25 protein-coding genes, 2 pseudogenes and 1 other annotated feature are annotated in these 25,627 nt (G+C 61.7%); of the genes and pseudogenes, 21 read left to right on the top strand and 6 right to left on the bottom strand.

Going from position 1 to position 25,627, the window contains the following annotated elements; all coding sequences use genetic code 11:
- Nucleotides 1–112 precede the first annotated feature (112 nt).
- Entirely contained in the window at nt 113–1,315 is a 1,203-nt protein-coding gene (locus G4D77_RS03680; RefSeq protein ID WP_166226515.1) for a tyrosine-type recombinase/integrase, read from the top strand.
- Nucleotides 1,316–1,404: 89 nt separating this feature from the next.
- Here G4D77_RS03680 and G4D77_RS03675 read toward each other — a convergent pair whose 3' ends face one another.
- Nucleotides 1,405–1,650 carry a helix-turn-helix transcriptional regulator gene (locus G4D77_RS03675; protein WP_015649464.1) on the bottom strand — a complete coding sequence of 82 codons (246 nt, stop codon included), beginning with the start codon at nt 1,648–1,650 and terminating at the stop codon, nt 1,405–1,407.
- A gap of 79 nt (nt 1,651–1,729) precedes the next feature.
- On the bottom strand, nt 1,730–2,710 hold the full coding sequence (locus tag G4D77_RS03670; protein WP_240936558.1) for a LuxR family transcriptional regulator: 981 nt from the start codon (nt 2,708–2,710) through the stop codon (nt 1,730–1,732).
- Between the two features lie 91 nt (nt 2,711–2,801).
- On the opposite strand from G4D77_RS03670, the gene G4D77_RS03665 reads away from it, so the two are divergent.
- From G4D77_RS03665 to G4D77_RS03620, 10 genes are all read left to right on the top strand, one after another.
- A complete protein-coding gene (locus tag G4D77_RS03665; protein ID WP_033996783.1) occupies nt 2,802–3,035 on the top strand; it encodes an SPRY domain-containing protein in 234 nt (77 codons plus the stop codon).
- Between the two features lie 3 nt (nt 3,036–3,038).
- A complete protein-coding gene (locus G4D77_RS03660) occupies nt 3,039–3,914 on the top strand; it encodes a helicase RepA family protein (protein ID WP_166226519.1) in 876 nt (291 codons plus the stop codon).
- A complete protein-coding gene (gene repC, locus G4D77_RS03655) occupies nt 3,904–4,773 on the top strand; it encodes a replication protein C, IncQ-type (RefSeq protein ID WP_166226522.1) in 870 nt (289 codons plus the stop codon). The genes G4D77_RS03660 and repC overlap by 11 nt, the downstream gene beginning before the upstream one ends.
- Nucleotides 4,774–5,489: 716 nt before the next feature.
- Complete coding sequence (locus tag G4D77_RS03650; protein ID WP_047350570.1) at nt 5,490–5,768, top strand: TraK family protein; 279 nt, start codon at nt 5,490–5,492, stop codon at nt 5,766–5,768.
- Nucleotides 5,769–6,087: 319 nt separating this feature from the next.
- Entirely contained in the window at nt 6,088–6,459 is a 372-nt protein-coding gene (traJ, locus tag G4D77_RS03645; protein WP_166226524.1) for a conjugal transfer transcriptional regulator TraJ, read from the top strand.
- Between the two features lie 265 nt (nt 6,460–6,724).
- On the top strand, nt 6,725–7,510 hold the full coding sequence (trbJ, locus tag G4D77_RS03640; RefSeq protein WP_033996778.1) for a P-type conjugative transfer protein TrbJ: 786 nt from the start codon (nt 6,725–6,727) through the stop codon (nt 7,508–7,510).
- A gap of 15 nt (nt 7,511–7,525) precedes the next feature.
- On the top strand, nt 7,526–7,795 hold the full coding sequence (gene trbK, locus G4D77_RS03635; protein ID WP_026437069.1) for an entry exclusion lipoprotein TrbK: 270 nt from the start codon (nt 7,526–7,528) through the stop codon (nt 7,793–7,795).
- Nucleotides 7,792–9,390 carry a P-type conjugative transfer protein TrbL gene (gene trbL / locus G4D77_RS03630; RefSeq protein WP_166226526.1) on the top strand — a complete coding sequence of 533 codons (1,599 nt, stop codon included), beginning with the start codon at nt 7,792–7,794 and terminating at the stop codon, nt 9,388–9,390. The genes trbK and trbL overlap by 4 nt, the downstream gene beginning before the upstream one ends.
- A complete protein-coding gene (locus G4D77_RS03625) occupies nt 9,387–9,665 on the top strand; it encodes a hypothetical protein (RefSeq protein ID WP_047350574.1) in 279 nt (92 codons plus the stop codon). Before trbL ends, G4D77_RS03625 begins: the two co-directional genes overlap by 4 nt.
- A gap of 62 nt (nt 9,666–9,727) precedes the next feature.
- Nucleotides 9,728–9,958 (top strand): type I toxin-antitoxin system ptaRNA1 family toxin, encoded by a 231-nt coding sequence (locus G4D77_RS03620; protein ID WP_010378963.1) that lies wholly within the window; start codon nt 9,728–9,730, stop codon nt 9,956–9,958.
- 243 nt (nt 9,959–10,201) lie between these two features.
- On the opposite strand, the gene G4D77_RS03615 is transcribed toward G4D77_RS03620, so the two are convergent.
- Nucleotides 10,202–10,561, bottom strand: coding sequence for a helix-turn-helix domain-containing protein (locus tag G4D77_RS03615; RefSeq protein WP_047350575.1), 360 nt, complete (start codon nt 10,559–10,561; stop codon nt 10,202–10,204).
- Nucleotides 10,558–10,926, bottom strand: a complete 369-nt coding sequence (locus G4D77_RS03610; protein ID WP_166226528.1) for a helix-turn-helix domain-containing protein — start codon at nt 10,924–10,926, stop codon at nt 10,558–10,560. The genes G4D77_RS03615 and G4D77_RS03610 overlap by 4 nt, the downstream gene beginning before the upstream one ends.
- Nucleotides 10,927–11,255: 329 nt before the next feature.
- On the opposite strand from G4D77_RS03610, the gene mads1 reads away from it, so the two are divergent.
- From mads1 to G4D77_RS03580, 6 genes are read left to right on the top strand one after another with little or no spacing between them, the layout of a single operon-like run.
- Nucleotides 11,256–11,456: a methylation-associated defense system helix-turn-helix domain-containing protein MAD1 gene (gene mads1, locus G4D77_RS03605; RefSeq protein WP_010378957.1), complete on the top strand. Its 201-nt coding sequence runs from the start codon at nt 11,256–11,258 to the stop codon at nt 11,454–11,456.
- Between the two features lie 58 nt (nt 11,457–11,514).
- Entirely contained in the window at nt 11,515–14,283 is a 2,769-nt protein-coding gene (locus G4D77_RS03600) for a class I SAM-dependent DNA methyltransferase (protein ID WP_166226530.1), read from the top strand.
- Nucleotides 14,280–16,334 carry a DEAD/DEAH box helicase gene (locus tag G4D77_RS03595; RefSeq protein WP_166226532.1) on the top strand — a complete coding sequence of 685 codons (2,055 nt, stop codon included), beginning with the start codon at nt 14,280–14,282 and terminating at the stop codon, nt 16,332–16,334. The genes G4D77_RS03600 and G4D77_RS03595 overlap by 4 nt, the downstream gene beginning before the upstream one ends.
- Nucleotides 16,327–17,538: a GIY-YIG nuclease family protein gene (locus tag G4D77_RS03590; RefSeq protein ID WP_166226534.1), complete on the top strand. Its 1,212-nt coding sequence runs from the start codon at nt 16,327–16,329 to the stop codon at nt 17,536–17,538. The genes G4D77_RS03595 and G4D77_RS03590 overlap by 8 nt, the downstream gene beginning before the upstream one ends.
- Entirely contained in the window at nt 17,535–20,204 is a 2,670-nt protein-coding gene (locus tag G4D77_RS03585; RefSeq protein ID WP_116356570.1) for a TrlF family AAA-like ATPase, read from the top strand. The genes G4D77_RS03590 and G4D77_RS03585 overlap by 4 nt, the downstream gene beginning before the upstream one ends.
- Nucleotides 20,186–21,361 (top strand): RNA/DNA-binding domain-containing protein, encoded by a 1,176-nt coding sequence (locus G4D77_RS03580; RefSeq protein ID WP_166226536.1) that lies wholly within the window; start codon nt 20,186–20,188, stop codon nt 21,359–21,361. Before G4D77_RS03585 ends, G4D77_RS03580 begins: the two co-directional genes overlap by 19 nt.
- 35 nt (nt 21,362–21,396) lie before the next feature.
- On the opposite strand, the pseudogene G4D77_RS03575 reads toward G4D77_RS03580, so the two are convergent.
- Nucleotides 21,397–21,657: pseudogene (locus G4D77_RS03575) on the bottom strand (MerR family DNA-binding protein); the annotation flags it as partial.
- 47 nt (nt 21,658–21,704) lie between these two features.
- Between G4D77_RS03575 and G4D77_RS03570 the strand changes: the two are divergent.
- A protein-coding gene (locus tag G4D77_RS03570) for an IS3 family transposase (RefSeq protein WP_122974833.1) occupies nt 21,705–22,939 on the top strand; the annotation gives its coding sequence in 2 pieces (ribosomal slippage) (nt 21,705–21,987 and nt 21,987–22,939; 1,236 coding nt in all).
- Nucleotides 21,983–22,099: a sequence feature (AL1L pseudoknot), on the top strand. (Overlaps the previous gene by 117 nt.)
- A 34-nt stretch (nt 22,940–22,973) precedes the next feature.
- Here the strand turns inward: G4D77_RS03570 and G4D77_RS03565 are convergent.
- Nucleotides 22,974–23,153: pseudogene (locus G4D77_RS03565) on the bottom strand (MerR family transcriptional regulator); the annotation flags it as partial.
- A 71-nt stretch (nt 23,154–23,224) separates the two neighbouring features.
- Between G4D77_RS03565 and merT the strand changes: the two are divergent.
- The 3 genes from merT (at nt 23,225) to merA (ending at nt 25,620) form a co-directional block, all read left to right on the top strand.
- Nucleotides 23,225–23,575 carry a mercuric ion transporter MerT gene (gene merT, locus G4D77_RS03560; protein ID WP_003131974.1) on the top strand — a complete coding sequence of 117 codons (351 nt, stop codon included), beginning with the start codon at nt 23,225–23,227 and terminating at the stop codon, nt 23,573–23,575.
- 12 nt (nt 23,576–23,587) lie between these two features.
- Complete coding sequence (gene merP, locus G4D77_RS03555; RefSeq protein ID WP_003131987.1) at nt 23,588–23,863, top strand: mercury resistance system periplasmic binding protein MerP; 276 nt, start codon at nt 23,588–23,590, stop codon at nt 23,861–23,863.
- A gap of 71 nt (nt 23,864–23,934) precedes the next feature.
- On the top strand, nt 23,935–25,620 hold the full coding sequence (gene merA / locus G4D77_RS03550) for a mercury(II) reductase (protein ID WP_003158917.1): 1,686 nt from the start codon (nt 23,935–23,937) through the stop codon (nt 25,618–25,620).
- Nucleotides 25,621–25,627 lie beyond the last annotated feature (7 nt).

Raw genomic sequence — 25,627 nt, 5'->3', positions numbered from 1 at the left:
TTCTGGTGATCATGGTATTGATATAGCGTAGTGCAATGATTTCATTGTGTTTTTACGCCAAGGTGGGGTTGGTTCCAGATCATGGTATTTAAGCCGAATCAGGGCGAGAACCATGCTGACCGATACCAAGCTGCGTAACCTCAAGCCGAGGGACAAGCTCTACAAGGAAAATGACCGTGACGGCCTCTATGTGGCCGTCACGCCCGCTGGGGCGATCTCGTTCCGCTACAACTACTCGATCCACGGTCGGCAGGAGACCATCACCTTCGGCCGCTATGGCGTCGGCGGCATCACCCTTGCGGAAGCCCGCGAGCGGTTGGGAGAGGCTAAGAAGATGATCGCAGCCGGGAAGTCGCCGGCCAAAGAGAAGGCTCGGGACAAGGCCCGCGTCAAGGATGCGGAGACGTTCGGGGCGTGGGCGGAAAAGTGGCTGCGCGGCTACCAAATGGCTGACTCCACCCGCGACATGCGCCGTTCAGTCTACGAGCGCGAGCTGAAGCCGAAATTCGGCAATCAGAAACTGGGAGAGATCACCCACGAGGACTTGCGGGCGCTGACCGATGCCATCGTGGAGCGCGGTGCACCGGCGACCGCAGTGCATGCTCGCGAGGTGATGTTGCAGGTCTTTCGCTGGGCCATCGAGCGCGGCCAGAAGGTCGAGAACCCGGCAGAGCTGGTGCGGCCGACGACTATCGCCAAGTTCGAGCCGCGCGACCGTGCGCTGACGCCCGACGAGATCGGTCTGATGTATCAGTACATGGAGCGCATCGGCACAACGCCATCCATTCGGGCTGCCGCCAAGTTGTTGCTGCTGACGATGGTGCGCAAGAGCGAGCTGACCAACGCGACCTGGAGCGAGATCAACTTCAGCGAGGCGCTTTGGACCATCCCGAAGGAGCGGATGAAGCGACGCAATCCGCACCTGGTGTTCCTGTCCCGGCAGGCGTTGGACATCTTCATTGCCCTCAAGACCTTTGCCGGCGGATCGGACTACGTGTTGCCGTCGCGGTACGACTCGGACTTGCCCATGAGCAGCGCCACGCTCAACCAGGTGCTGACGCTGACGTATCGGCTGGCGCAGAAGGAAGGGAAGTCGCTCGCCAAGTTCGGGCCACATGACTTGCGGCGCACGGCCAGCACGTTGTTGCATGAGGCCGGCTACAACACGGACTGGATTGAGAAGTGCCTTGCGCACGAGCAGCGAGGCGTCAGGGCCGTCTACAACAAGGCCGAGTACCGCGAGCAGCGGACGGCGATGTTGCAAGACTGGGCGGACATGATCGACGAATGGACACTGAAGCGGCCGAAGGCGTAAGCCAGAAGATTACAGTTCGCTCGCCTGCCCGAACATCGAGGCATGGCCCCGGGTTTCATTGACACTTGAGGGGCGTAGCGTTTTAGCCGCTAAAAAGTGGCTGCTGCGACCGACGGGGTGAAGCCGGGACGCATGGCCTGAGTGCCCGATGCCTTGCGCGCCTCGATCCATTCCTCGACCTCGGCCAAGTCCCAGGCGACGTTTCGGCTGGTGAGCGCAATGCGACGCGGAAACTCCCCCCGCTGCTCCATATTGAAAATCGTGCGCTCAGACAGCGGGATCATCGCCAGTAGCTTCTTGCGGTTGATGAGCGTCTTACTTGTCGTTGTCTGCATCCCTTGGCCTCTTTCAGTCACTTGCGAACATGTGCCTGATGGTGCCTGTGAATGCGGATTGTTTCGTCCTATTAGTTGGTCAATTTGGTTGACGCCGCGAGCGCGACTTTGAACTCAAGTGGAACATCGCAGGGATCGACGTCAGTGCCTTCGATACGGCTTGGCGTTCTATACCTAGCTTTCGCGCAATCTCCGACTGGTTGAGTCCAGACCGCTGGAGCATCAGCATCTGCTTTTTGCGATCCGATAGCTTTGAGTCCACCATCAGCCGTGCTTGATTGCGCAGCTCTGCCTTGTCCGCCGGCTGTAAGGTCTGGCCTGCGACATAGTGGAAGAAGTAGCTGTCAACCAGTTGATCGCCCGATTTCACTTGGGCAGTGGCCGGCTTCGCGCATTGCTGGTTGAGTCTCGCCAGTTCGAGGTCGAATTGCGCGAGGGATCGCCTTGCTTGTCTGTAGACAGGGTTCCATGCGCCGCTCGGCAATTTAGGCCGGTGATCCAGGCAATACAGGCTGCTTAGTCGAAGCCTTTCCTCTGGATCGTCCGCCTTCGGATCATCGCTCCCGCCGGCGAATGAGGTCAGCTCGGCGAGTGATCCGCAGAACCGGCAGAACCCCTGGAGGCGTTCGCCATTCAGTCGGGTGTCGCGCACCTTCGACTTCACCGGCCGTTTGCAGGCGCAGTCCCATACAAGCCCGATCAACGATTCGAGTGTTGCAACAAACCGCCGATCTCTTGGCGTCTGCCTATCCTCCGTTTTGATGAACTGGCGCAGCAACTGCCGCTGCATGCGAACCATCGCATCAAGTCCAATCAGTCGAATGATTCCGCTGAAGCTCACCCCTGTTCCTGCTCCGGGGATATGGCCCAAGTAGCGTTGTGGCAGCGTCGCCGTGTACGCAGCCACGGCGGGGTCAATAAGTTCCTGTAACAGCCCAACGATGGGGTAGCGCCGCGAGGAGGCGGAATACGGCCGCCAGCGATCCTCAAACTGCCCGATGGCTTCCGAGACAGTGGGATCGCAGCCTTCCCAGATGACAATGGTTGGATCGTTCTTCATGTCAACCATTTTGGACAACTAATAAGATGTAGGCAACCCCCAATAACGCCTAACCTTCGTAGCAATTCAGTTGATAACGGAGGTTTACGCAATGACGATAGAAGACACGCTACTGCAACGCTTCGGCCCGCTGCTGAGCATGGCACAGCTCGCCTCCGTCCTGGATCGATCACCGGATGGCCTGCGGGTCAGTTTGCGCACGACGAGCGAATGGGCGGGGCGAATCAACAAGGCTCGCTTGAAGATCGGTCGGCGCGTCTACTTTCGAACCTCGCAGATCGCCGAGGTGCTGAGCGACGAATCCCTGTACGGAACGGGGAACTGAGTCGTGGCGATTGACGTCCTGGCGGCGTTCGAGTGCGAACCGCCGGTGCTGGACTTCATATGGCCGGGCTTCCTCGCGGGAACCGTCGGCGCGCTCGTCGCCCCAGGGGCCACGGGCAAGAGCTTCTGGGCGCTGGAAGCGGCCATGAGCATCGCATGCAGCGTTGCCGGCGGCGACCTCGTGGGCCTGGCCCCCGCACACACCGGGCGCGTGGTCTATCTGGCCGGGGAAGACCCGCCGCCCGCGCTTGTCCGGCGCATTCACGCCATCGGCCAGCACCTTGGGCATACAGCCCGCCAAGCCATCGCCGAGAACCTCGTGCTTGAGCCGATCATGGGCAAGCGCCTGAACGTCATGGACGAGGCTCACTTGCGCCGCGTCATCGAGTACAGCGCCGGGGCGAGGCTGATCGTGCTGGACACCCTGAGCCGCATCCACGCCCTCGATGAGAACAGCAACGGCAACATGGCCCACCTCGTGGCCGTGCTGGAGCAGGTCGCGGCTACCACGGGCGCATCCGTGCTCTACCTGCACCACGTCAGCAAAGGAAGCGCCCGCGAAGGGCAGACCGACCAGCAGCAGGCCGCGCGTGGCGCGTCCGCGCTGATCGACAACGCCAGGTGGTGCGGTTACGTCGCCCGCATGACTGAGGACGAGGCGAAGCGCCTCAGCGACCGCGCCCATGACCGGCAGCCCATCGGCGATGAGCGGCGCGGCTTCTTCGTGCGTTTCGGCGTCAGCAAGCAGAACTACGACGCCACGCCGCTTGATCGCTGGTACATGCGGCACGCCGGCGGCGTGCTGGTGCCGGTGGAGCTGTATGAGGCCAGCAGGAATGAGGAAAGACGTAATAGTCGGAGGCGAGGCGATGGCTTTTGACCTCACCCATGCCAGGCACGACCCAATGCACTGCTTGGTCCCCGGCTTGTTCCGCAGTCTCAAGCGCGGTGAACGGAAGAAACTCAAGCTCGATGTGACGTATCACTACGCCGGGACTGAACAAGCGCGGTTCGTCGGTTTCGAGCCTCTTGGCGCTGATGACATGCGGCTGCTGCAAGGTCTTGTGGCTCTTGGAGGGCCGAAGGGCATCATCCTGACGCCAGAGCCAACAGCGGACTTGCCGAAGCAACTCCGTCTATTCCTTGAGCCGAAGTTCGACGCGGTGGGGCAGGATGCGCTGGTCGTGCGAGAGAGCATGACCCGCCTGCTAGGCGAAATCGGCTTGACCGATGGCGGTGACAACATCCGGGCGATCAAGGCGTGCTTGCTGCGCATGGCAAACGTGACGGTGGTGCTCACCAAGGGAAGCCGGCAAAGGTCTTTTCACCTGATGAGCTATGCCTTCGATGAGGATGACGGACGGCTGTTTGTCGCGTTGAATCCTCAGATTGCAGAGGCGATTCTTGGGCGGCGCCCATATACCCGCATCGAGATGGTCGAGGTGCGGGCGCTGCAAACCGACCCGGCCCGCCTGATTCACCAACGGCTATGCGGCTGGATCGACCCCGGCAAAGCCGGGCGCGTGGAACTCGATACCCTTGCTGGCTACGTCTGGCCGGACGAGGCGAACGCCGAGGCCATGAAGAAGCGCCGCCAGAAGGCCCGCAAGGCTCTGGCCGAGCTTGCCACCGTGGGATGGAAGGTCAGCGAGTATGCGGCAGGGAAGTGGGAAATTGGCAGGCCGAAGCCCGTAGTAACGTTCCCCAAGCTCCGTAGCAACGTTCCCCTTCACCCGTAGCAACGTTCCCCGCCTCAAACCGGAAAACAGAGCAACGGCGCGGGCTTGCGGCTAGTCCGCAAATTCCATCCATGATCTTCCAAGATCATCCACTAGGCGCGGCACTTGCCGCCGCCCTTTAGGGCGACGCCAAGTCCTTGCCGATGGTCGGCCTGCGGCCGAGTTGTACGCCAGAAGGGCGGTCAGCTCCGGCCGGTTCTTTTTAGCGGCTAAAACGCTGCGCCCCTCAAGTGTCAATAAGATGTTGTATGTTGTATGTTGTAGCGCGCTACAACATACAACAGTTCAATTCAATGCCCTGGCCACGTCATGAGATCGGCCTTTCTTTCGCGCGCTACGTCGAGCTGCAGCATCGTCATCTCCGGCGAGGCTGGCCATGTCCGGGCCATGGTCGACCATCGCCACGTCCGACGATGCACCGAGGGCCCCATCGCCAGTTCTGACGATGACGGCCGCCGGCGCTGGAGCTCGCATCGCCACTTCTGACGATGCGATCCTCTCTTTGACACTTGAGGGGCCGAGCGGCGGGGATCTCCCGGCCTACTCCCCTCTTGGCGTTCAATTTTCCGTGCTGAATGAGCTGCCATCCCTGTTTCGATGGGCGTGCCTGTGTCATCGGCTCTATGTCAACCATTTCGGCCAATTATTGGAATGTTGTGTAGGCCAGCACTCCGTAACCTTCGGAGTAGTTCAGTTGATAACGGAGGTTTACGGACATGGCGACGACAGAAAGCAGCTACCCCGAGGAGCTGGCCGCACGGCTGGCTCTTCAGCAGAAGACCTCGCAAACAAAGCGCAGGGACTACCTGGCCGCTTTCATGGCGGTGCGCTCGGACGTGAAGGAAGCGATGGAGGCCGGCTACGCGCTCAAGATCATCTGGGAGCACCTGCGCGAGGTCGGGCGCATCCCTTTCCGGTATGAGACGTTCCTGAAGTACGTTCGCCAGCACATCACCAATGCGCGGCCTAGCTCAATGGGGCAGGGTACGAAGTAAGCAAAGTTCCATGCTCAATCGCTGCAAGCGCATGGCTGAAACGCTGTTACCGGCCTCTTGGATCTCTGCAAGCACGCGGACATTGGCAATTTCCGTTGGTTTTCCCGCTGTTGGCGCGCTGTTGCGAAGCAACGGTGCGGTTACAGCGCGAAGTTCGATGAGTCATACGAGGCAAAAACAACGCCGTAAGGCGGGCAGGATGTGTGAAGTAGGCCCACCGGCAAGCCGGTTGTCCTTCTTCACTGTCCCTTATTCGCGCGGGGCGCTCAACGGGCATCCTGCTCTGCGAGGCTGCCGGCTACCGCCGGTTGGAGGACACATGGGTGACGAGAATCGAATCACCAGGAAGGGCAGCCCGCCGATCAAGGTGTACTGCCTTCCAGAAGAACGCGAACTGATTGAGGCGAACGCCAAGATGGCGGGGATCAGCGTGGCGCGCTATCTGCGCGACGTAGGCCAGGGCTACCAGGTCAAGGGAGTCATGGACTACCACTACGTACGCGAGCTGGCGCGGGTGAATGGCGACCTTGGCCGGCTGGGCGGATTGCTCAAGCTCTGGCTGACCGACGATCCGCGCACTGCCCGTTTCGGCGATGCAACGATTCTCGCCCTGTTGGCTCGGATCGAAGCTACTCAGGATGAAATGAGTCGGCTTATGAAATCGGTGGTGCAGCCGAGGGCCGACCGTTGAGAGTTTTAGCGGCTAAATTTCCGTGTGCCGGACGCGACACGAGGCACTTCCAGGCCGCCGGCCTGAGCGTTATCAACTCTCGGGAGGACGCATAAGGCCAGGGACACCCCGTAAGGGCCGAGAGCAGAATCACCGAAGCCCGGGCCTCAGTGCCAAGGGCGATACCGATTAGCTAGTGGCGTAGCTCTTCGATGAAACCTTGCCGTGGGCAAGCGCGAGCTTGGTCAAGGCATTGCCTTTCTTTCATCGAATGGAGATTGCGACCATGAAGCACGTCCGTTTTTTAGCGGCTAAAACCGCGCTCGCCGCCGCTCTGGCCGGCAGCATCATCGTCACCCCGGCGCAGGCCGGCATCCCCGTCATCGACGGCGGCAACCTGGTGCAGAACGTCATGACCGCCATTGAGTCGGTGGCGCAGACGCTCAAGCAGATCGAGCAGTACCAGACTCAATTGCAGCAGTACGAAAACATGCTGCAAAACACCATGGCTCCGGCCGCCTATATCTGGGACCAGGCGCAGTCCACCATCAATGGACTGATGGCCGCCACCGACACGCTGAACTACTACCGGAATCAGCTCGGCAGCATCGATGCGTACCTGGGCAAGTTCCAGGATGTGGCCTATTACCGTGGTTCGCCTTGCTTCTCGGCCGCTGGGTGCTCGGATGCCGAGCGCGCTGCGATGGAGCAAAACCGCAGCCTGGCGAGCGAGAGTCAGAAGAAGGCGAACGACGCGCTTTTCAAGGGCCTGGAGCAACAGCAGCGCAACCTTTCCGCCGATGCTCGCCAGCTCGAACGGCTCCAGTCCGCCGCGCAGGGCGCGACCGGGCAGATGCAGGCCATCGGCTACGCCAACCAGCTCGCCGCCAACCAGGCAAACCAGCTTCTGCAAATCCGTGGCCTGCTGATCGCACAGCAGAACGCCGCGACGGCCAGGATGCAGGCGCAGGCCGACCTAGAGGCGCAACAGCAGGCCGCCGGCGCGACTTCCCGGGAGTCCAGGATCGAGCGGACGGCCAACCCGAGAAACTGGCTCGAACTGACCCGCTGACGGAGGCCCTGCACCATGAAGAAAACGATGCTGCTTACCGGCCTCGTGGTGGTGCTGGTGGCTGGTTGCGACAACAAGCCGGCCATCCCGCCCATGCCCGAGGTCAATGACACCAATTGCCAGATCGAGGCGATCAAGAAGATCGAGGACAGGGCCACGCGCGAGAAATTCGCCGGGCTGTGCTCGCGCCGGTCGCCGGCCGCCGGCGGCATCGCGCCGACCGAGAAGCCCATGAACTGGCTCGAACTGGCCGACCCGAAAGACCAGAAGGAGGCGAAGCCATGAAAACACTGCACAAGGCGGCGCTGATCGGCGTCGCCCTCGCGCTTTACTCCACCGCCGCATCGGCCCAACTCACCAATCAGGGGATGCTTGACCAGGTGGTGACGGAGTTCGCCACGCGAGCCACGTCCTGGCAGACGGTGGTGATGAATGCCGCGATGTTCCTGTTCTGGACGCTGGGCACGATCTCGCTGGTTTTCACCTTCGGCTTCATGGCGCTGCGCAAGGCTGACATTGGCGAGTTCTTCGCCGAGTTCATCAGGTTCATCCTGTTCTTCGGCTTCTTCCTCTGGCTATTGCGCAACGGCCCGGCCTTCGCCAACTCGATCATCCAGTCACTGGCCCGGATCGGCGAGCAGGCGTCCGGGGTGGCGTCGGTGACACCCTCGGGCATTGTGGATATCGGCTTCATGATCTTGAAGCAGGCATTCAGGAACTCGTCGATCTGGTCGCCCGTGGATAGCTTCATCGGTGTGGCCTTGAGCGTCGGCATCCTGATCCTGCTGGCTGTTGTCGCCGTGAATATGTTGCTGCTGCTCGTATCAGGCTGGCTGCTGATGTACGCCGGAATCTTCTTCCTCGGCTTCGGTGGAAGCCGTTGGACTTCCGACATGGCGATCAACTACTACAAGACCGTGCTGGGCGTGGCCGCGCAGATCATGACGATGGTGCTCCTGGTCGGCATCGGGAACGACCTGCTTTCCAGCTTCTACGCCAGGATGAACACCGGCACCCTGAACTTTGAAGAGCTGGGCGTGATGCTGGTGTTCTGCGTGGCGTTGCTCATGCTGGTCAATCGTGTGCCCCCGCTTGTCGCCGGCATCATCACCGGCTCGGGGATCGGTGGCGCTGGCGGCATTGGCAACTTCGGTGCAGGTGCCGCCATCGGTGCGGCTATGGGCGCGTCGAGTATGGCCGCCGGAGCGGCCAGCGTGGCTGGCGCGGCCGTGATGGGCGGTGCGGCCTCGGCCGCCGGCGGCATGTCGGCGATTAGGGCGGCGTTCGAGAAAGCAGGGGCTAGCGCCGGTGGCGAATCGGGCGGAGTGCCCATGTTTGGTGGTGGTGCTGGCGGTGATTCCGATGCTGGACCGTTCGCGCAGGCGGCGGGCTTTGGTGGCGGCGGTTCCAGTGCCGGCACAAGTACGCCGCTCGGCCAGGCGGCTGGCTTTTACAGCTCTGGAAGCTCCAGCAATTCGGGCGGCAGCGGCGGCGAATCGAGGGGCGGCGACAAAGCCGGCTCCAGCTCGAAGGGTAGCGGCGATGTCGGCGGCTCGAAGGCCGGCGGCGGCAGCGACGCTGGCGGCCAAGCCGGCCGAGGTGCGGGAGGCCTTGTCGCTGCGACGGCTGCGAACCTGGTGCAAGGCATTGGCGACGTTGCGCAGGCCAAGGCGGCCAGCATCCGCGACGCCGCCGCCGAACGCATCGCCGACACCACCGGAGGGAAGATCGCCGCCGCAATCCGGGCGAGCAGCCAGACAGACCGGGCGGTCGACGATGTGCCCAGCTTCGGCGGCAACAGCCTGGCAGGGGCCGATTCGGCTGCTGCTGATCCTGATGATGAAGTGGTCGCGTTCGCCAACCGCGACAAGGAGGTATGACGATGACGCCGAGAGGATTTTTCGACTGCCTGGACGTTGCCGCTGCCGAGCAGCGCCAGGCGCAGGCGGTTGAGGTTGAGCCGGTCGACGATCAATCGACTGATGCAGACCCGGCGGCAGAAGTTGCGGCCTTTGTTGATCGACCTGCTCCGCCCGTCATTGAGGCCACCAAGCTGGCGGCCAGGTCGGGCGGCTACGCCAGCAGCTACGGCAGCAGCGCGAGAAGCACGCCGCTGGCCGAGGCCGCCGGCTTCTACGGCACCGGCAGCCGATAAGCGCGTCGGCCGGCGTGGGGCCGGCCGACACTTCCACAACCCACCTGTTAGAGAGGTGAATCATGGCAACCCTGAATCCTACCAATGCAACGCAGGCCGTTCATCATGCAGCCGTGCAACTCGCCGCGCTCGACTGGCTAGACCAGGACGCGGCGCGGCAGCTCGGGCCGCTCGCCGAGGCCGTGGCGAACGCTTTCATGGTCGTGTTTTACCAGGCCGAGACGGGCCAGGCGACACCTGCCGACTTTCGCGAGGCCCTGGACGCGGTGCGGCAGTCACTCGGCGCCGCGTAGGCACGCGCACCAGGAGCAGCAAGGGCGGCCATTGGCCGCCCTTGTCATTTCCGGGCCTGCATCGTCAAAGGTGACGATGTGCGCTGGCGTGCTCGAGCATCGCCAGATCGGACGATGACGGCCGCTCTGGCCTTCTCCCTTGGCGTGGATCGCATCGTCGCTTCTAGCGATGAGATCCAGCGCACCAGAACGGCGCACGTCGAGCTGCAGCACCGCCAGGAATGGCGATGCTGGCCAGCTCTCCTACTCGATGCCGTGCATGGCCTTCGCCCGCGCTGCGACGGCCTGTGCGTGTTCGATATAGGCCGGGTCGGCTGTGGCCTCGGCTTCGGCCAGGAAGGTGCTGATCGCCTCGGCCGAGGTCAGCGTCTCGGCCGGGTCGAAAGGCGTCAGCTCACGGCCAACGGCCGGCGCATCCACCCATTCGCGTTGTTCCGGCGGCAGTGGATACACGCCGGCGGCTTCGGCCTCGGCCAGCAGCTCGGCCAGGGTGTAGCGCACCTGGTCAGGCGTGACGGCGCGGGCGGGATCGGCCTTCAAGGCGTCATAGGCCGGGCCGACCTTCTCATGCAGCCAGTTTTCCAGGTTCTTCGAGCCTGTCATCGACTGGCCTCATCAAGCATGGATGCCAGGCGCTCCAGGTCATTGACCGATTGCGAGCGAAAGCGGCCGGTCAGCAGCTCGTGCAGCGCGGCCGGCGTCAATCCGAGAAGCGTAGCCGCTTGCTCGGTCGACAACTGTCGCGCCTTGATGGCCTCGCCGATCTTGGTGACGAGTCGGGTCTTGACCAGCATTTCGCCGGCGTCGGGATAGCCCAGGTCGGCATAGACGTTGGCGCTGCCGTGCTGAATGTTCGGGGTGTCGTCAGCGTTCAGGTCGGCCAGCAGCTCGGCGACTGTGGCGAACCGCCCCGAGACACGGCCGGCGCGGCTGTCTGCAATTGCTTCCTCGGTTTCCTTCCTGCCCATCGCACACCTCACGCTGATTTGCCTAGCCCGTCTCATCCAGATGAGGCCACAGAGAGCGCGGCTGTGAAGGCCAAAGAGTACTACGTTGCGTGTTTTCCCCGGAAGAAGACACGCCGACCACCTTCTTGGCGTAAACCATCTACGACCCGGTGGCTAAAGCACATGGCCTTGCCATCGAGCCGGTGCCGCGAGCCCGCCGCAACGCATGGCGCCGGCCGAATCCATGGCGTCGCGCACATGAGATTCGGGGTTCACTTGGGTGGATCAGATGGTAAACTTGGCCAAACTTTGGAAGACTTCGCCGCGCGACACCAAGCGAGCCGCCTGACATGAACCAACCTGATAGCGAAATTCTCACGCTGGATGAAGTGGCGGTCTACCTCAAGGCAGGGAAGAAGACCGTTTACCGGCTGGCCCAGCAGGGGGAGATACCGGGATTCAAGCTGGGCGGCACCTGGCGGTTTCGTCGCAGCGAGCTGGATCGCTGGATTGCCGCGCAGATAGCCGAGAAAACGCAGGACAAGACATGAGCGCCCCGAAAAACGATAGCAACCAGGCGGCCTCGCCCCGAGAGGGGGCTGCACGTCCATGAACGCCGTAGAAATCGAACAAGCCATCACCGACCTCGCGGAGCAGCCGTTCGACCGTGCGGAGTTCCCCTATGCCTTTCTTGAGGCGTTCGGCAACAAAGCGACCACCATCAAGCGCCTGCGCGCGGGGGCGTCGAACAAGTCCGACCTCGGCGGTGTTCTCCAGACCAGCAATATCCACATCCTGACCTGCGACGTAGGGCGGGTGACACAGACGCTGGCCGCTCTCAAGGCCAGCCCGGCGACGGCCAAGGCCAAGGCGAAGTTCATCCTCGCCACCGACGGTGCGGACTTCGAGGCCGAAGACCTGGCCAGCGGTGAGACCGTCGCCTGTGCCTTCAAAGACTTTCCCGACCACTTCGGCTTCTTCCTGCCGCTGGCGGGCATCAGTACCGTCCGCCAGATCAGCGAAAACGCCTTCGACATTCGGGCCACCAGCCGCCTGAACCGTCTGTACGTCGAACTGCTGAAAGACAACCCTGAATGGGGCACGGCGGAGCGCCGCCACGACATGAACAAGCTCATGGCGCGGCTGATTTTCTGTTTCTTCGCCGAGGACACCGACATTTTCATCGGGAAGGGGCGTTTCACCGAAACCGTTGCGCAGATGAGCGCCAAGGACTCGTCCAACACGCACGAGGTCATCGCCACGCTGTTCCGCGCCATGAACACCAAGCGCGAGGACCGGGCTGCCGCCAAGATTCCTCGATGGGCCGAAGATTTCCCCTACGTCAACGGGGCTTTGTTCTCCGGCGGCGACGAGGTGCCGCGATTCAGCAAGATCGCCCGGTCCTACCTGCTGCACGTTGGTGGCCTGGACTGGACCAAGATCAATCCTGACATCTTCGGCTCGATGATCCAGGCCGTGGCCGAAGACGAGGAGCGCGGCGAGCTGGGGATGCACTACACCAGCGTTCCCAACATTCTGAAGGTGCTCAATCCGCTGTTCCTCGACGACCTGCGGGCGAAGCTGGAGGAGGCGGGCGACAACGCCCGCGTGTTGCTCAACCTGCGCAAGCGCATTGCCAAGATCAGGGTATTCGACCCGGCCTGCGGCTCGGGCAATTTTCTGGTCATCGCTTATAAGGAAATGCGCGCCATCGAGGCCGAGATCAATCGGCGGCGCGGCGAGCCGGATCGCGCGTCGGAGATCCCGCTCACCAACTTTCGCGGGATTGAGCTGCGTGACTTCCCGGCGGAGATTGCCCGCCTTGCGCTGGTCATCGCCGAGTATCAGTGCGACGTGCTGTACCGGGGGCAGAAGCTGGCCCTGGCCGAGTTTCTGCCCCTGCGTAACGAGAACTGGATCACCTGCGGCAACGCGCTGCGGCTCGACTGGTTGAGCGTTTGCCCGCCCACCGGGACGGACGTGAAGGTGCTGGCGGATGATCTGTTTGAGACGCCGCTCGACCAAGCGGAGATTGACTTCGAGAACGAAGGCGGCGAGACGTACATCTGCGGCAATCCGCCGTACCAAGGAAGCGTTGGTCAGACAGCGCAGCAGAAGGAAGACATGGCGCGAGTCCTCGCGCCCCTTCTAAAGACTTACAAGGATTTGGACTATGTAGCCGCGTTCGTTCTGAAAGCAGCTCAGTTCAACAATTTTACTGGGGCGGCAAGCGCATTCGTAACGACTAACTCCATCACTCAAGGAGAGCAAGTTGCAATGCTTTGGCCGCTCGTATTTAAAGAGTGCAACACGATCAACTTTGCGCACACATCGTTCTTGTGGAGCAACCTCGCTAGTAACAAAGCTGCTGTCACGTGTGTGATTCTCGGCCTGACGACCAACCCTGGCTCTGAAAGGAAACTGTTCGGCGAAGGCACTGTTAGATCATGCGCCAACATTAGTCCGTATCTTGTCGCTGCTGATACCGTGATTGTCACGAAGAGATCGAGTGCGCTTTCAGCCATCGGACATATGCAGTCGGGGAATAAGCCGACTGATGGAGGTCATCTGACACCATCTACTGAAGAGAAGGATCAAATAATTGCAGCGAGTCCAGATGCCAGACGCTTCCTAAAGCGCTACGTTGGATCGCGCGAATTGATAAACGGTGGAGCTCGCTGGTGCATATGGATCGAGGATGACGATCTTGAAGAGGTAAATCGCATCGATATTCTTCGTGACCGCCTCGAAAAGGTTCGCGAAATGCGCTTGAGTAGTAACGGAGCTCAAGCCAACGAGAACGCTGCCACGCCGCATCGCTTCGTTTTCGCCCCTCATAGTCGCCACGCTGCAATCGCAGTTCCGAATGTGTCGTCGGAACGAAGGTTGTTTCTTCCGTGCGAGATAACTGGATATGACACCGTTGTCTCCAATCTCGCGTCGGTGATTTACGATGCGCCGCTTTGGAACTTGGCACTGATTGCATCACGCCTGCATCTCGTTTGGATCGCCACCGTTTGTGGCAGGCTGAAGACCGATATTCGCTACTCCAATACCCTCGGCTGGAACACCTTCCCCGTGCCCACGCTCACCGACAAGAACAAGGTCGATCTCACGCGCTGCGCTGAGGATATCTTGCTGGCGCGGGAGCATCACTTCCCCGCGACCATCGCGGACCTGTACGACCCCGAGAACATGCCCGCTGACCTGCGTGCCGCACATGATCGCAACGACGAAGTGCTGGAGCGCATCTACATCGGTCGGCGCTTCAAGAACGACACTGAGCGGCTGGAAAAGCTGTTTGACCTTTATACCAAGATGACCGCTTCGGCTGCACCGGCCAAGGGCAAGAAACGCAAGGCGGGAGCCAACGCATGAGCGACAAGATCAAGTCCGTACCGTCCGTTTCCGTCACCTACGCCCGAAACGGCGCATCGACCAAGGCCAATGCTCTTGGGATGCGGCCCATGCAGGAGCGGGCCTACGAGAAGCGGGGCGAGCAATACCTGCTTATCAAGTCGCCGCCCGCATCGGGCAAGAGCCGTGCGCTGATGTTCGTGGCACTCGACAAGCTCAAGAACCAAGGCTTGAAGCAGGCCATCATCGTTGTGCCGGAGAGGTCCATCGGTGCCAGCTTCAACGACGAACCGCTGTCGAAGTACGGCTTCTGGGCGGACTGGCAGGTCGAACCCAAGTGGAACCTGTGCAATGCGCCAGGCAACGACAACGGCGGCAAGGTCAAGTCGCTGGGCGCATTCCTCGAAGGCGAGGACAAGGTGCTGGTCTGCACCCATGCGACCTTCCGCTTCGCTGTCGATGCCTACGGCGTCGAGGCGTTCGACGACCGATTGATCGCGGTCGATGAGTTCCACCACGTTTCGGCCAATCCGGACAACAAGCTCGGCTTGCACCTGGGGCAGTTCTTCGCGCGGGGCAAGACGCACATCGTCGCCATGACCGGCTCCTACTTCCGTGGCGACGCCGAGGCCGTGCTCGCGCCGCAGGATGAGTCGAAGTTCGATACCGTCACCTACACCTACTACGAGCAGCTCAACGGCTACGAGTACCTCAAGCAACTCGACATCGGCTACTTCTTCTACAGCGGGCCTTACGTCGACGACATCCTCAATGTCCTCGATCCCGCCGAGAAGACCATCATCCACATCCCGAATGTCAATTCGCGCGAGAGCACGAAGGACAAGATGCGGGAAGTGGAGCACATCATCGAGGCGCTGGGTGAATGGCAAGGCATCGACCCTGCGACCGGCTTCCAACGTGTCAAGCGCCCCGATGGCCGCGTGCTGCGGATCGCCGATCTCGTCGATGACGATGCCGCCAAGCGCGACCGCGTGTCCGCCGCGCTCAAAGACCCGGCGCAGAAGAACAGCCGCGACCATGTGGACATCATCATCGCGCTGGGCATGGCGAAGGAAGGCTTCGATTGGATTTGGTGCGAACATGCACTGACCGTGGGCTACCGCGCCAGCCTGACCGAGATCGTGCAGATCATCGGCCGAGCTACCCGCGACGCGCCCGGCAAGACCCGCGCGAGGTTCACCAACCTGATCGCCGAGCCGGACGCAGCCGAGGAAGCTGTCACCGAGGCCGTTAACGATACGTTAAAGGCCATCGCGGCGAGCCTGCTGATGGAGCAGGTTCTTGCTCCGCGCTTCGAGTTCAAGCCCAAGAACCCCGACAGTGGCCCGGTGCCGGGTTTTAACTACGGCGAGGGTGGCTACGACCCGGATCGCTGCAACATCGGCGTCAATGAGCAGACAGGGGCGTACCAAATCGAGATCAAGGGCATCGCCGAGCCCAAGAGCAAGGAGGCGGCGCGAATCTGTCAGGAAGACCTGAACGAAGTCATCGCGGCCTTCGTGCAGGACAAGCCCACCATTGAGCGCGGCCTGTTCGATGAGGAGTTGGTGCCCGAGGAGCTGACGCAGGTTCGCATGGGCAAGATCATCAAGGACAAGTATCCCGAGCTTGACGCCGAAGATCAGGAGGCCGTGCGCCAGCATGCCATCGCCGCCCTCAACCTGACGCAACAGGCCAAGCGGCTTGTCACCGAAGGCGAGAGCGACGGGTCGCCCAACACCGCCCTGATCGACGGCGTGCGCCGCTTCGCGATGGACGTGCGCGAGCTGGACATTGACCTCATCGACCGCATCAACCCCTTTGGCGAAGCCTACGCCATCCTCGCCAAGACCATGAGCGAGGACAGCTTGAAGCAGGTCGCGGCGGCCATCTCGGCGAAGCGCACGAGTCTGACGCCGGACGAGGCGAAGGAGATGGCTGTTCGCGCCGTTCAGTTCAAGAAGGAGCGCGGACGCATTCCTGCACTCGATTCCCAGGATGCCTGGGAGCGACGCATGGCCGAAGGCGCGGCCGCCTTTATGCGATTCAAGGCGGAGGGGCGCTATGAGTAACTCCGATCTTGACGAACTCGCTGCGGAGCTTGCCGAGTTCGCACCGCCCGAGGCGAAGGCCGGACGGCCGGCCAGTGAGGAGCGCGTCATCGCGGGCTTCGAGGAAATCCAACGCTTCACCGAGAAGCACGGGCGTGCGCCGCAGCATGGTGAGGATCGCGATATTTTCGAGCGCCTCTATGCCGTGCGCCTGGACCGCTTGCGTGCGCTCCCGGACTGCCGCGCCCTGCTGGAGCCGCTGGACCATCAGGGCTTGCTTGCCGGGGCGCCTACCGTTGCCGCTTCGGCAGATGAAGCCATCGACATCGACGACCTGGCCGCCGAGCTGGCGGGCGTAGCCGACGCAGACGACATCACGGTCCTACGCCATGTCCGCACCAGCGCCGACAAGCGCGCCGCCGAGGAGATCGCGGATCGCAAGCCTTGCGAAGACTTCGAGGCGTTCAAGCCACTGTTCGAGCGCGTAGCGACGGAAGTCAAGACCGGATTGCGCCAGTCCCAGCCCATAGAGGCGGGCCGCCGCGCGATTGAGGCCGGGGACTTTTTCGTTCTCGATGGAATCACGCTCTACGTCGCAGACGTCGGCGAACCGCTGAGAACCACCGCCGGGGAAGTGGACCGCCGCCTGCGCCTCATCTTCTCCAACGGCACCGAAAGCAATCTGCTGTTGCGCTCGCTCCAGCGCGCTTTCTACAACGACCCCGCCGCGCGGCGGCTGGCCTCGCCCGAGAGCGGACAACTCTCCTTCGGCGGCGAGCTTGAGGCCGATGATGTCGAAAGCGGCACGATCTACGTCCTGCGCTCCCTCTCCGATCATCCCTATGTCGCGCAGCACCGCGACATCATCCACAAGATGGGCGTGACCGGGGGCAGGGTGGAGACGCGCATTGCCAACGCCGAACACGACTCCACCTACCTGCTGGCGAAGGTCGAAGTGGTAGCGACCTACAAGCTCGCGGGCGTCAACCGCACCCGGATGGAGAACCTGTTCCACAGACTGTTCGCGCCCGCGCGGTTGAACATCACGATCAACGACCGCTTCGGTCATCCTGTGCAGCCTGAGGAATGGTTCCTAGTGCCACTTCATGTGATCGACGAGGCGGTTCAGCGCATTCGAGATGGATCGATCACCGAGTTTATCTATGACCCGCAGACCGCTCGACTGGTGGGCTACGCGCGGACTAACTATAAGGATGAACCATGATGGAAAGTCTGCGACCGAAGCAGTCAGAGGCTCGATCCATGGTCTTTGCAGAAGGGGCGCAGTGGGTCCGTGCTGACTTTCATCTGCATACCCGAGCGGACCGAGAATTCAAGTTCACGGGCGATGACAACTTCTACAACAGCAACTATGTGGATGCGTTGGAGAAAGCGGACATCCGATTGGGCGTCATTACCAACCACAACAAGTTCGACTTCGAAGAATTCAAAGCACTGCGCAAGACGGCCCAGAAGAAGGGTATTGCGCTGCTGCCAGGCGTTGAGTTGTCGGTCAATGACGGGGCTAATGGCATCCACACGCTTGTTGTGTTCTCCGACGAATGGATCGATGAACACAATTACATCAACCCCTTTCTGACCAGCGCATTCGAAGGTAAAACGCCCGCGCAGTACGAGCAGGAGAACGGGCGCACTTCATGGTCGCTTCTGGAGACCATCAAGAAGCTGGAAGGCTATCACCGGGACTTCTTCCTTGTCTTCGCCCATGTCGAAGCCCCGAGTGGCCTGTGGGCGGAGCTGGATGGCGGCCGGCTTACTGAGTTGGGGCAAAACGAGTTCTTCCGACGCAGAACGCTGGCTTTTCAGAAGGTACGCACGCACGACGGCGCAGGCAAAGACAAACCCTGCCGCACCAAGATTCAAAGCTGGCTACAGAGCTGGTACCCCGCCGAACTGGAAGGCAGCGACCCTAAGAGTGTCGATGAAATCGGTCGAGGCAAAGCCAGCTACCTGAAGCTGGGCGAACTGTCCTTCGAGGCGGTCAAGTTTGCCTTGAGCGATCCCGCTGGGCGGGTAGCCATGGAGCCGCCCAAACATCAAGCGTCGCACATCCGCAGCATCCGCTTCGACGGCGGCATCCTCGATGGGCAAGTGCTGCATTTCTCTTCCGAACTCAACACGTTGATCGGCATCCGGGGCAGCGGCAAATCGTCCATCCTGGAGGCAGTACGCTACGCCCTCGACATTCCACGCGGCGAGAAGGCGCAGGACACCAAGTACAAGGATGAGTTGATCCGCCATACCCTTGGCAGCGGCGGCAAGGTGACGCTGACAGCATGTGACGTGTACGGACAGGAGTTCACCATCTCCCGCATCTTCCGCGAAGCCCCGAATGTCTATTTGGGCGGCAAGTTGCAACCCGGCGTGTCGATCCGGGAAACCGTACTGCGCCGTCCGATCTACTTCGGCCAGAAGGACCTTTCCAGCACCGGCGAAGGCTTCGAGACCGATCTGGTGGAAAAGCTGGTTGGCGAGAAGCTGCGTGTGCTGCGTGACGAAATAGAGGTTCAACGCCAGCGCGTGCGTGACGCTGCTCAGCGCTGGCTCAAGCTCAGCAACACGGCCGAACTCAAGCGCGACTTCGAGACCCAACTAAATGATGCCAACTTCCGTCTGACCAAGTTCGCGGAGCACGGTGTCGCCGATAAGCTCCAAAAGCGACTTGGCTTCCAGCAGGACGCCACAGCGCTCGCGCGCATGATGGAGCGGGCAGACAGCTTCATCCTCGCTCTAGGAAGTCTGATTGCCGAGCATGAGGACGAGCTGCGGAACGCAACGAGCTACGTTTCCAAGCAGAACCCGGATTTCTTCACGGCCTACTACGCTGAGTTCTCCAGCCTCGTTGCCAAGGTCGATCAGCTCAAGCAGATCGAGCGAGAAGCGAACGTCATTGCAGCTCGCCTCAAGACCAAACAGGGCGAATTTGAAGGCGCAAGCAGGAGCCTTCAGGAGGAGTTCGCACAAGTCGAGCGCCAACTGGCTCAGGAGCTCAAGCAAACCGGCATGACTGCCATCCAGCCGGACGACTTCCTGGCCCAGCAGCAGCGCAAAACCAAGGCGGAGCAAATGCTGGAGGCGCTGGCCAAGCAGGAATCACAGCAGACCAGCATCCGCGACGCGCTGTTTGCCGAGATCGACAAACTCAATGAACTATGGCTGCGCGAGTTCAATACCATCAAGGTAGAGCTGGACCGCGTGAACGCTGGCCACACCGCCCTGCAGATCGAAGCGGACTTCAAGGGCGACAAGGAAGCCGCCATCAGCTTCATGCAGCAGCTCTTCAAGGGCAGCAACATTCGCGAAACCACGCTGCGCGCAGTGATGGAGGACTATGCCGATTTTGGCGGCCTCCTACGTGCCTTGCCGGGAGCCTTGGCGAAGGCCGGCAGCACCCCCGAGGTCTTCGAAAAGACCTTCATGCAGAACCTGACCGATTTCGTCACCTGGCAGGTGCCCAACCGCTTCGTCATCCGCTATCGCGGCAAAGAGTTGAAGCACCACTCTCTCGGGCAGCGCGCTTCGGCGCTGTTGCTGTACGTGCTCAGTCAACGCCAGAACGACGTGATCATCATCGACCAACCGGAAGACGATCTGGACAACCAGACCATTTACGACGATGTGATCAAGCTGCTACGGGAAATGAAGCCTCACGCCCAATTCATCTTCGCCACCCACAACGCCAACTTCCCGGTGCTGGGTGACGCGGAACAGGTGCACGCCTGCCAATACCAGGACGAGAAGGTCGCCACGCGAAGCGGCAGCATCGACGCCCGCCCGGTGCAGGACGCCATCATCAACATCATGGAAGGAGGCCAGGAAGCCTTCAACCGTCGCAAAGAGGTCTACAACCTATGGAAACCACAGAGCTGATCGACCTGCTCAGCCGGGGCGAGGACAGTCGGCAGCAGTTCAAGACGGACATCAACAATGCCGACGCCTTGGCAGCAGAGATCGTTGCCTTCAGCAACACCGCTGGTGGTCGCATCTTCATTGGGGTGAACGACGACGGTTCGGTGCGCGGTCTATCCGGCGCCGACGTTGCTCGTCTCAACATGCTCATCGCCAACGTGGCCTCGCAGGTCGTGCGTCCCGCCGTGAACCCGCTCACGGAAAACGTGCCTCACCCGGCAGGCACGGTGCTGGTGCTCTCTATCGCTGAGGGCGTCAACAAGCCCTACATGGACAAGAACGGCGCGATTTGGGTGAAGAACGGCTCGGACAAGCGCCGCGCCACCTCGCGCGAGGAATTGCAGCGCCTGTTCCAGCAGGCGGGTTTGGTGCACGCCGACGAAACGCCCGTAGCGGGCTTGAGCGCGGGCGATGTGGACATGCCCTATTTCGAAACCTTCTTCGAGCAGCAATTCGGTGAGCCGCTCGCCCAGCATAACCAGCCGCTGCCGCAGTTGCTGACCAACATGAACCTGATGAACCAGGGGCAGCTCAACGTGGCGGGCGGTCTGCTGTTCGCCAAATCACCGCACTACGCGCTACCCGCCTTCGTCGTCAAGGCCGTCGCCTTTGTCGGCACCCAGATTGAGGACGAACGCTACATCGACAGCCGCGACATCGTCGGCAAGCTGGCCGACGTGTTCCAGCAGACGTTGGGCTTTATCGTCGCTAACACCCGCGCCGCGCAGGGCGAGCAGGGCTTCAACTCCCAGGGGCAGCCTGAGATTCCCCGCATCGTCTGGGAAGAACTGGTCGCCAACGCCCTCATTCACCGCGACTACTTCGTCAGCGCGCCGATCCGCGTACTGGTCTTCGCGGATCGTGTCGAGATCATCAGCCCTGGCCACCTGCCCAACAACCTGACTATCGAGAACATCAAGGCCGGCAACTCCAATATGCGCAACCCCATCCTGGCGTCCTTTGCCGCCAAGCTCCTGCCTTATCGCGGATTGGGTAGCGGCCTGCTGCGCTCACTGAGGGCATGGCCGCAGATCGAACTCATCGATGATCGGTCCGCCAATCTGTTCAAGGCTATCGTGGCGCGTCCCAGCTTGCTGGAGCCGGCCGGAAGTTCTTGACTGGGGTCGTCTCAGAAAACGGAAAATAAAGCACGCTAAGGCATAGCCGAACCTGCCAAGCTTGCTCCACCCTGTAGTGACGCGATCAGCGGGCAGGAAACGTTCCCCCTTCGCGCATGGCAGGCGCACACCAACTCAGACAGCACGGCCTCCATGCGCGCCAGGTCAGCCATTTTCTCGCGCACGTCCTTGAGCTTGTGCTCGGCCAGACTGCTGGCTTCCTCGCAATGGGTGCCATCCTCCAGCCGCAGCAGCTCGGCGATCTCATCCAGGCTGAAGCCCAGCCGCTGAGGTGAATCGCCCCGGGTTTTGAGGAGGCTCCAACACTTGAGAAGATGGAGCTATGACCAAGTCAAACAAGTTCTCGCCCGAGGTGCGCGAGCGTGCCGTACGCATGGTGCAGGAGCACCGAGCCGACTACCCTTCGCTGTGGGCAGCCATTGAATCAATAGCCCCCAAGATTGGCTGCGTGCCGCAGACCTTGAACGATTGGGTCAAGAAGGCCGAGGTCGACAGCGGCCAGCGTGCCGGTACCACCACGTCAGAAGCCCAGCGCATCAAGGAGCTGGAACGTGAGGTCAAGGAGCTGCGCCGGGCCAACGACATCCTGAAGACGGCCAGCGCGTTTTTTGCGCAGGCGGAGCTCGACCGCCGATTGAAGTCTTGAAGAACTACATCGACCGCCACCGTGACGACTACGGGGTCGAGCCCATCTGCCGGGTGCTGCAGATGGCCCCATCGTGTTACTGGCGCCACGCAGCCCGGCAACGTAACCCGCAACTGCGCAGTCAACGCGCCCAGCGTGACGAGTGCTTGAAGGCGGACATCCAGCGCGTGTGGCATGCCAACTGGCAGGTCTACGGGGCCGATAAGGTCTGGCTGCAGATGAACCGCGAGGGCATCCCGGTGGCACGTTGTACTGTGGAGCGACTGATGCGTGCCATGGGCTTGCAAGGGGCTCGCCGTGGCAGGGCGGTACGTACCACCACGCCTGACACATCAGCGCCGTGCCCGCTGGACCACGTCAACCGGCACTTCAAGGCCAGCCGTCCCAACGAGCTGTGGGTATCGGACTTCACCTACGTCTCCACCTGGCAGGGCTGGCTGTACGTGGCCTTCGTGGTGGATGTGTACGCCCGGCGCATCGTGGGCTGGCGGGTCAGCCGCAGCATGCAAACGGACTTCGTGCTGGATGCGCTGGAGCAGGCGCTGTATGCCCGCCAGCCAGCAGCCCATGCCTTGACGCACCATTCCGACAGGGGCAGTCAATACGTCAGCATCCGCTACACCGAACGGTTGGACCAGGCGGGCATACAGCCCTCGGTGGGCAGCCGGGGTGACAGCTACGACAACGCGCTGGCCGAGACCATCAACGGTCTGTACAAGGCCGAGCTGATTCACCGCCGGGGCCCCTGGAAGACCAGGGAATCCGTGGAGCTGGCCACCTTGCAGTGGGTGCACTGGTTCAACCATGTCCGACTACTCACGCCGATTGGGGGCATCCCTCCGGCAGAAGCTGAGGCAAACTACTGGAGGCAACTAGCCGTCAGCGACACCTCGGCAGAGGTGTCAACTTAAACCAATCGGCCTCCTCAAAACCCGGTGCGATTCAGGCTGATTTCACGAAGCGCACCCGCGTTACATCCGCCTCGCCATAGCGGCGGATGCTGCCATAGGGCTTGTCAGGCTCCAGCAACAAGCCCTTGCGCTGATAGAAACGGATGGTCTCCACATTGACCCCGGCCGCCTTGGCGAAAACGCCAATGGTCAGGTTCTCCAAATTGTTTTCCATATCGCTTGACTCCGTACATGAGTACGGAAGTAAGGTTACGCTATCCAATTTCAATTCGAAAGGACAAGCGCATGTCTGAACCAAAAACCGGGCGCGGCGCGCTCTTCACTGGAGGGCTTGCCGCCATCCTCGCCTCGGCTTGCTGCCTCGGGCCGTTGGTTCTGATCGCCTTGGGGTTCAGCGGCGCTTGGATCGGCAACTTGGCGGTGTTGGAACCCTATCGCCCCATCTTTATCGGCGTGGCGCTGGTGGCGTTGTTCTTCGCCTGGCGGCGCATCTACCGGCAGGCAGCGGCCTGCAAACCGGGTGAGGTCTGCGCGATTCCCCAAGTGCGAGCTACTTACAAGCTCATTTTCTGGATCGTGGCCGCGCTGGTTCTGGTCGCGCTCGGATTTCCCTACGTCATGCCATTTTTCTACTGATCGGAGTTCACCATGAAGAAACTGTTTGCCTCCCTCGCCCTCGCCGCCGTTGTTGCCCCCGTCTGGGCCGCCACCCAGACCGTCACGCTGTCCGTACCGGGCATGACCTGCTCCGCCTGCCCGATCACTGTCAAGAAGGCGATTTCCAAGGTCGAAGGCGTCAGCAAAGTTGACGTGACTTTCGAGACACGCCAAGCGGTCGTCACCTTCGACGATGCCAAGACCAGCGTGCAGAAGCTGACCAAGGCAACCGCAGACGCGGGCTATCCGTCCAGCGTCAAGCAGTGAGTCACTGAAAACGGCACCGCAGCACAACGGACGTCATTGTCTGGCGCCACAAACGATAAAGGATCTGTTGCATGACCCATCTAAAAATCACCGGCATGACTTGCGACTCGTGCGCGGCGCACGTCAAGGAAGCGCTGGAAAAAGTGCCAGGCGTGCAGTCGGCGCTGGTGTCCTATCCGAAGGGCACAGCGCAACTCGCCATCGTGCCGGGCACATCGCCGGACGCGCTGACTGCCGCCGTGGCCGGACTGGGCTACAAGGCAACGCTAGCCGATGCGCCACTGGCGGACAACCGCGTCGGACTGCTCGACAAGGTGCGGGGATGGATGGCCGCCGCCGAAAAGCACAGTGGCAACGAGCCCCCGGTGCAGGTAGCGGTCATTGGCAGCGGTGGAGCCGCGATGGCGGCGGCGCTGAAAGCCGTCGAGCAAGGCGCGCAGGTCACGCTGATCGAGCGCGGCACCATCGGCGGCACCTGCGTCAATGTCGGCTGTGTGCCGTCCAAGATCATGATCCGCGCCGCCCACATCGCCCATCTGCGCCGGGAAAGCCCGTTCGATGGCGGTATTGCGGCAACTGTGCCTACGATTGACCGCAGTAAGCTGCTGGCCCAGCAGCAGGCCCGCGTCGACGAACTGCGGCACGCCAAGTACGAAGGCATCCTGGGCGGTAATCCGGCCATCACCGTTGTGCACGGTGAGGCGCGCTTCAAGGACGACCAGAGCCTTACCGTCCGTTTGAACGAGGGTGGCGAGCGCGTCGTGATGTTCGACCGCTGCCTGGTCGCCACGGGTGCCAGCCCGGCGGTCCCGCCGATTCCGGGCTTGAAAGAGTCACCCTACTGGACTTCCACCGAGGCCCTGGCGAGCGACACCATTCCCGAACGCCTTGCCGTAATCGGCTCGTCGGTGGTGGCGCTGGAGCTGGCGCAAGCCTTTGCCCGGCTGGGCAGCAAGGTCACGGTCCTGGCGCGCAATACCTTGTTCTTCCGTGAAGACCCGGCCATCGGCGAGGCGGTGACAGCCGCTTTCCGTGCCGAGGGCATCGAGGTGCTGGAGCACACGCAAGCCAGCCAGGTCGCCCATATGGACGGTGAATTCGTGCTGACCACCACGCACGGTGAATTGCGCGCCGACAAACTGCTGGTTGCCACCGGTCGGACACCGAACACGCGCAGCCTCGCGCTGGACGCAGCGGGGGTCACTGTCAATGCGCAAGGTGCCATCGCCATCGACCAAGGCATGCGCACGAGCAACCCGAACATCTACGCGGCCGGCGACTGCACCGACCAGCCGCAGTTCGTCTATGTGGCGGCAGCGGCCGGCACCCGTGCCGCGATCAACATGACCGGCGGCGATGCGGCGCTCGACCTGACCGCAATGCCGGCCGTGGTGTTCACCGATCCGCAAGTGGCGACCGTGGGCTACAGCGAGGCGGAAGCCCACCACGACGGGATCGAGACCGACAGCCGCACCTTGACCTTGGACAACGTGCCGCGTGCGCTCGCCAACTTCGACACACGCGGCTTCATCAAGTTGGTTATCGAGGAAGGCAGCCATCGGCTGATCGGCGTACAGGCGGTCGCGCCGGAAGCGGGTGAACTGATCCAGACGGCGGCTCTGGCCATTCGCAACCGCATGACGGTGCAGGAACTGGCCGACCAGTTGTTCCCCTACCTGACGATGGTCGAGGGGTTGAAGCTCGCGGCGCAGACCTTCAACAAGGATGTGAAGCAGCTTTCCTGCTGCGCCGGGTGAGAAAAAG

The sequence above is a fragment of the Delftia sp. WY8 genome (assembly GCF_018437695.1).
Taxonomy (GTDB): Bacteria; Pseudomonadota; Gammaproteobacteria; order Burkholderiales; family Burkholderiaceae_C; genus Comamonas; species Comamonas tsuruhatensis.
Note: the sequence above shows the minus strand (reverse complement) of the source record. Positions and strands in the feature narration are given on the sequence as shown.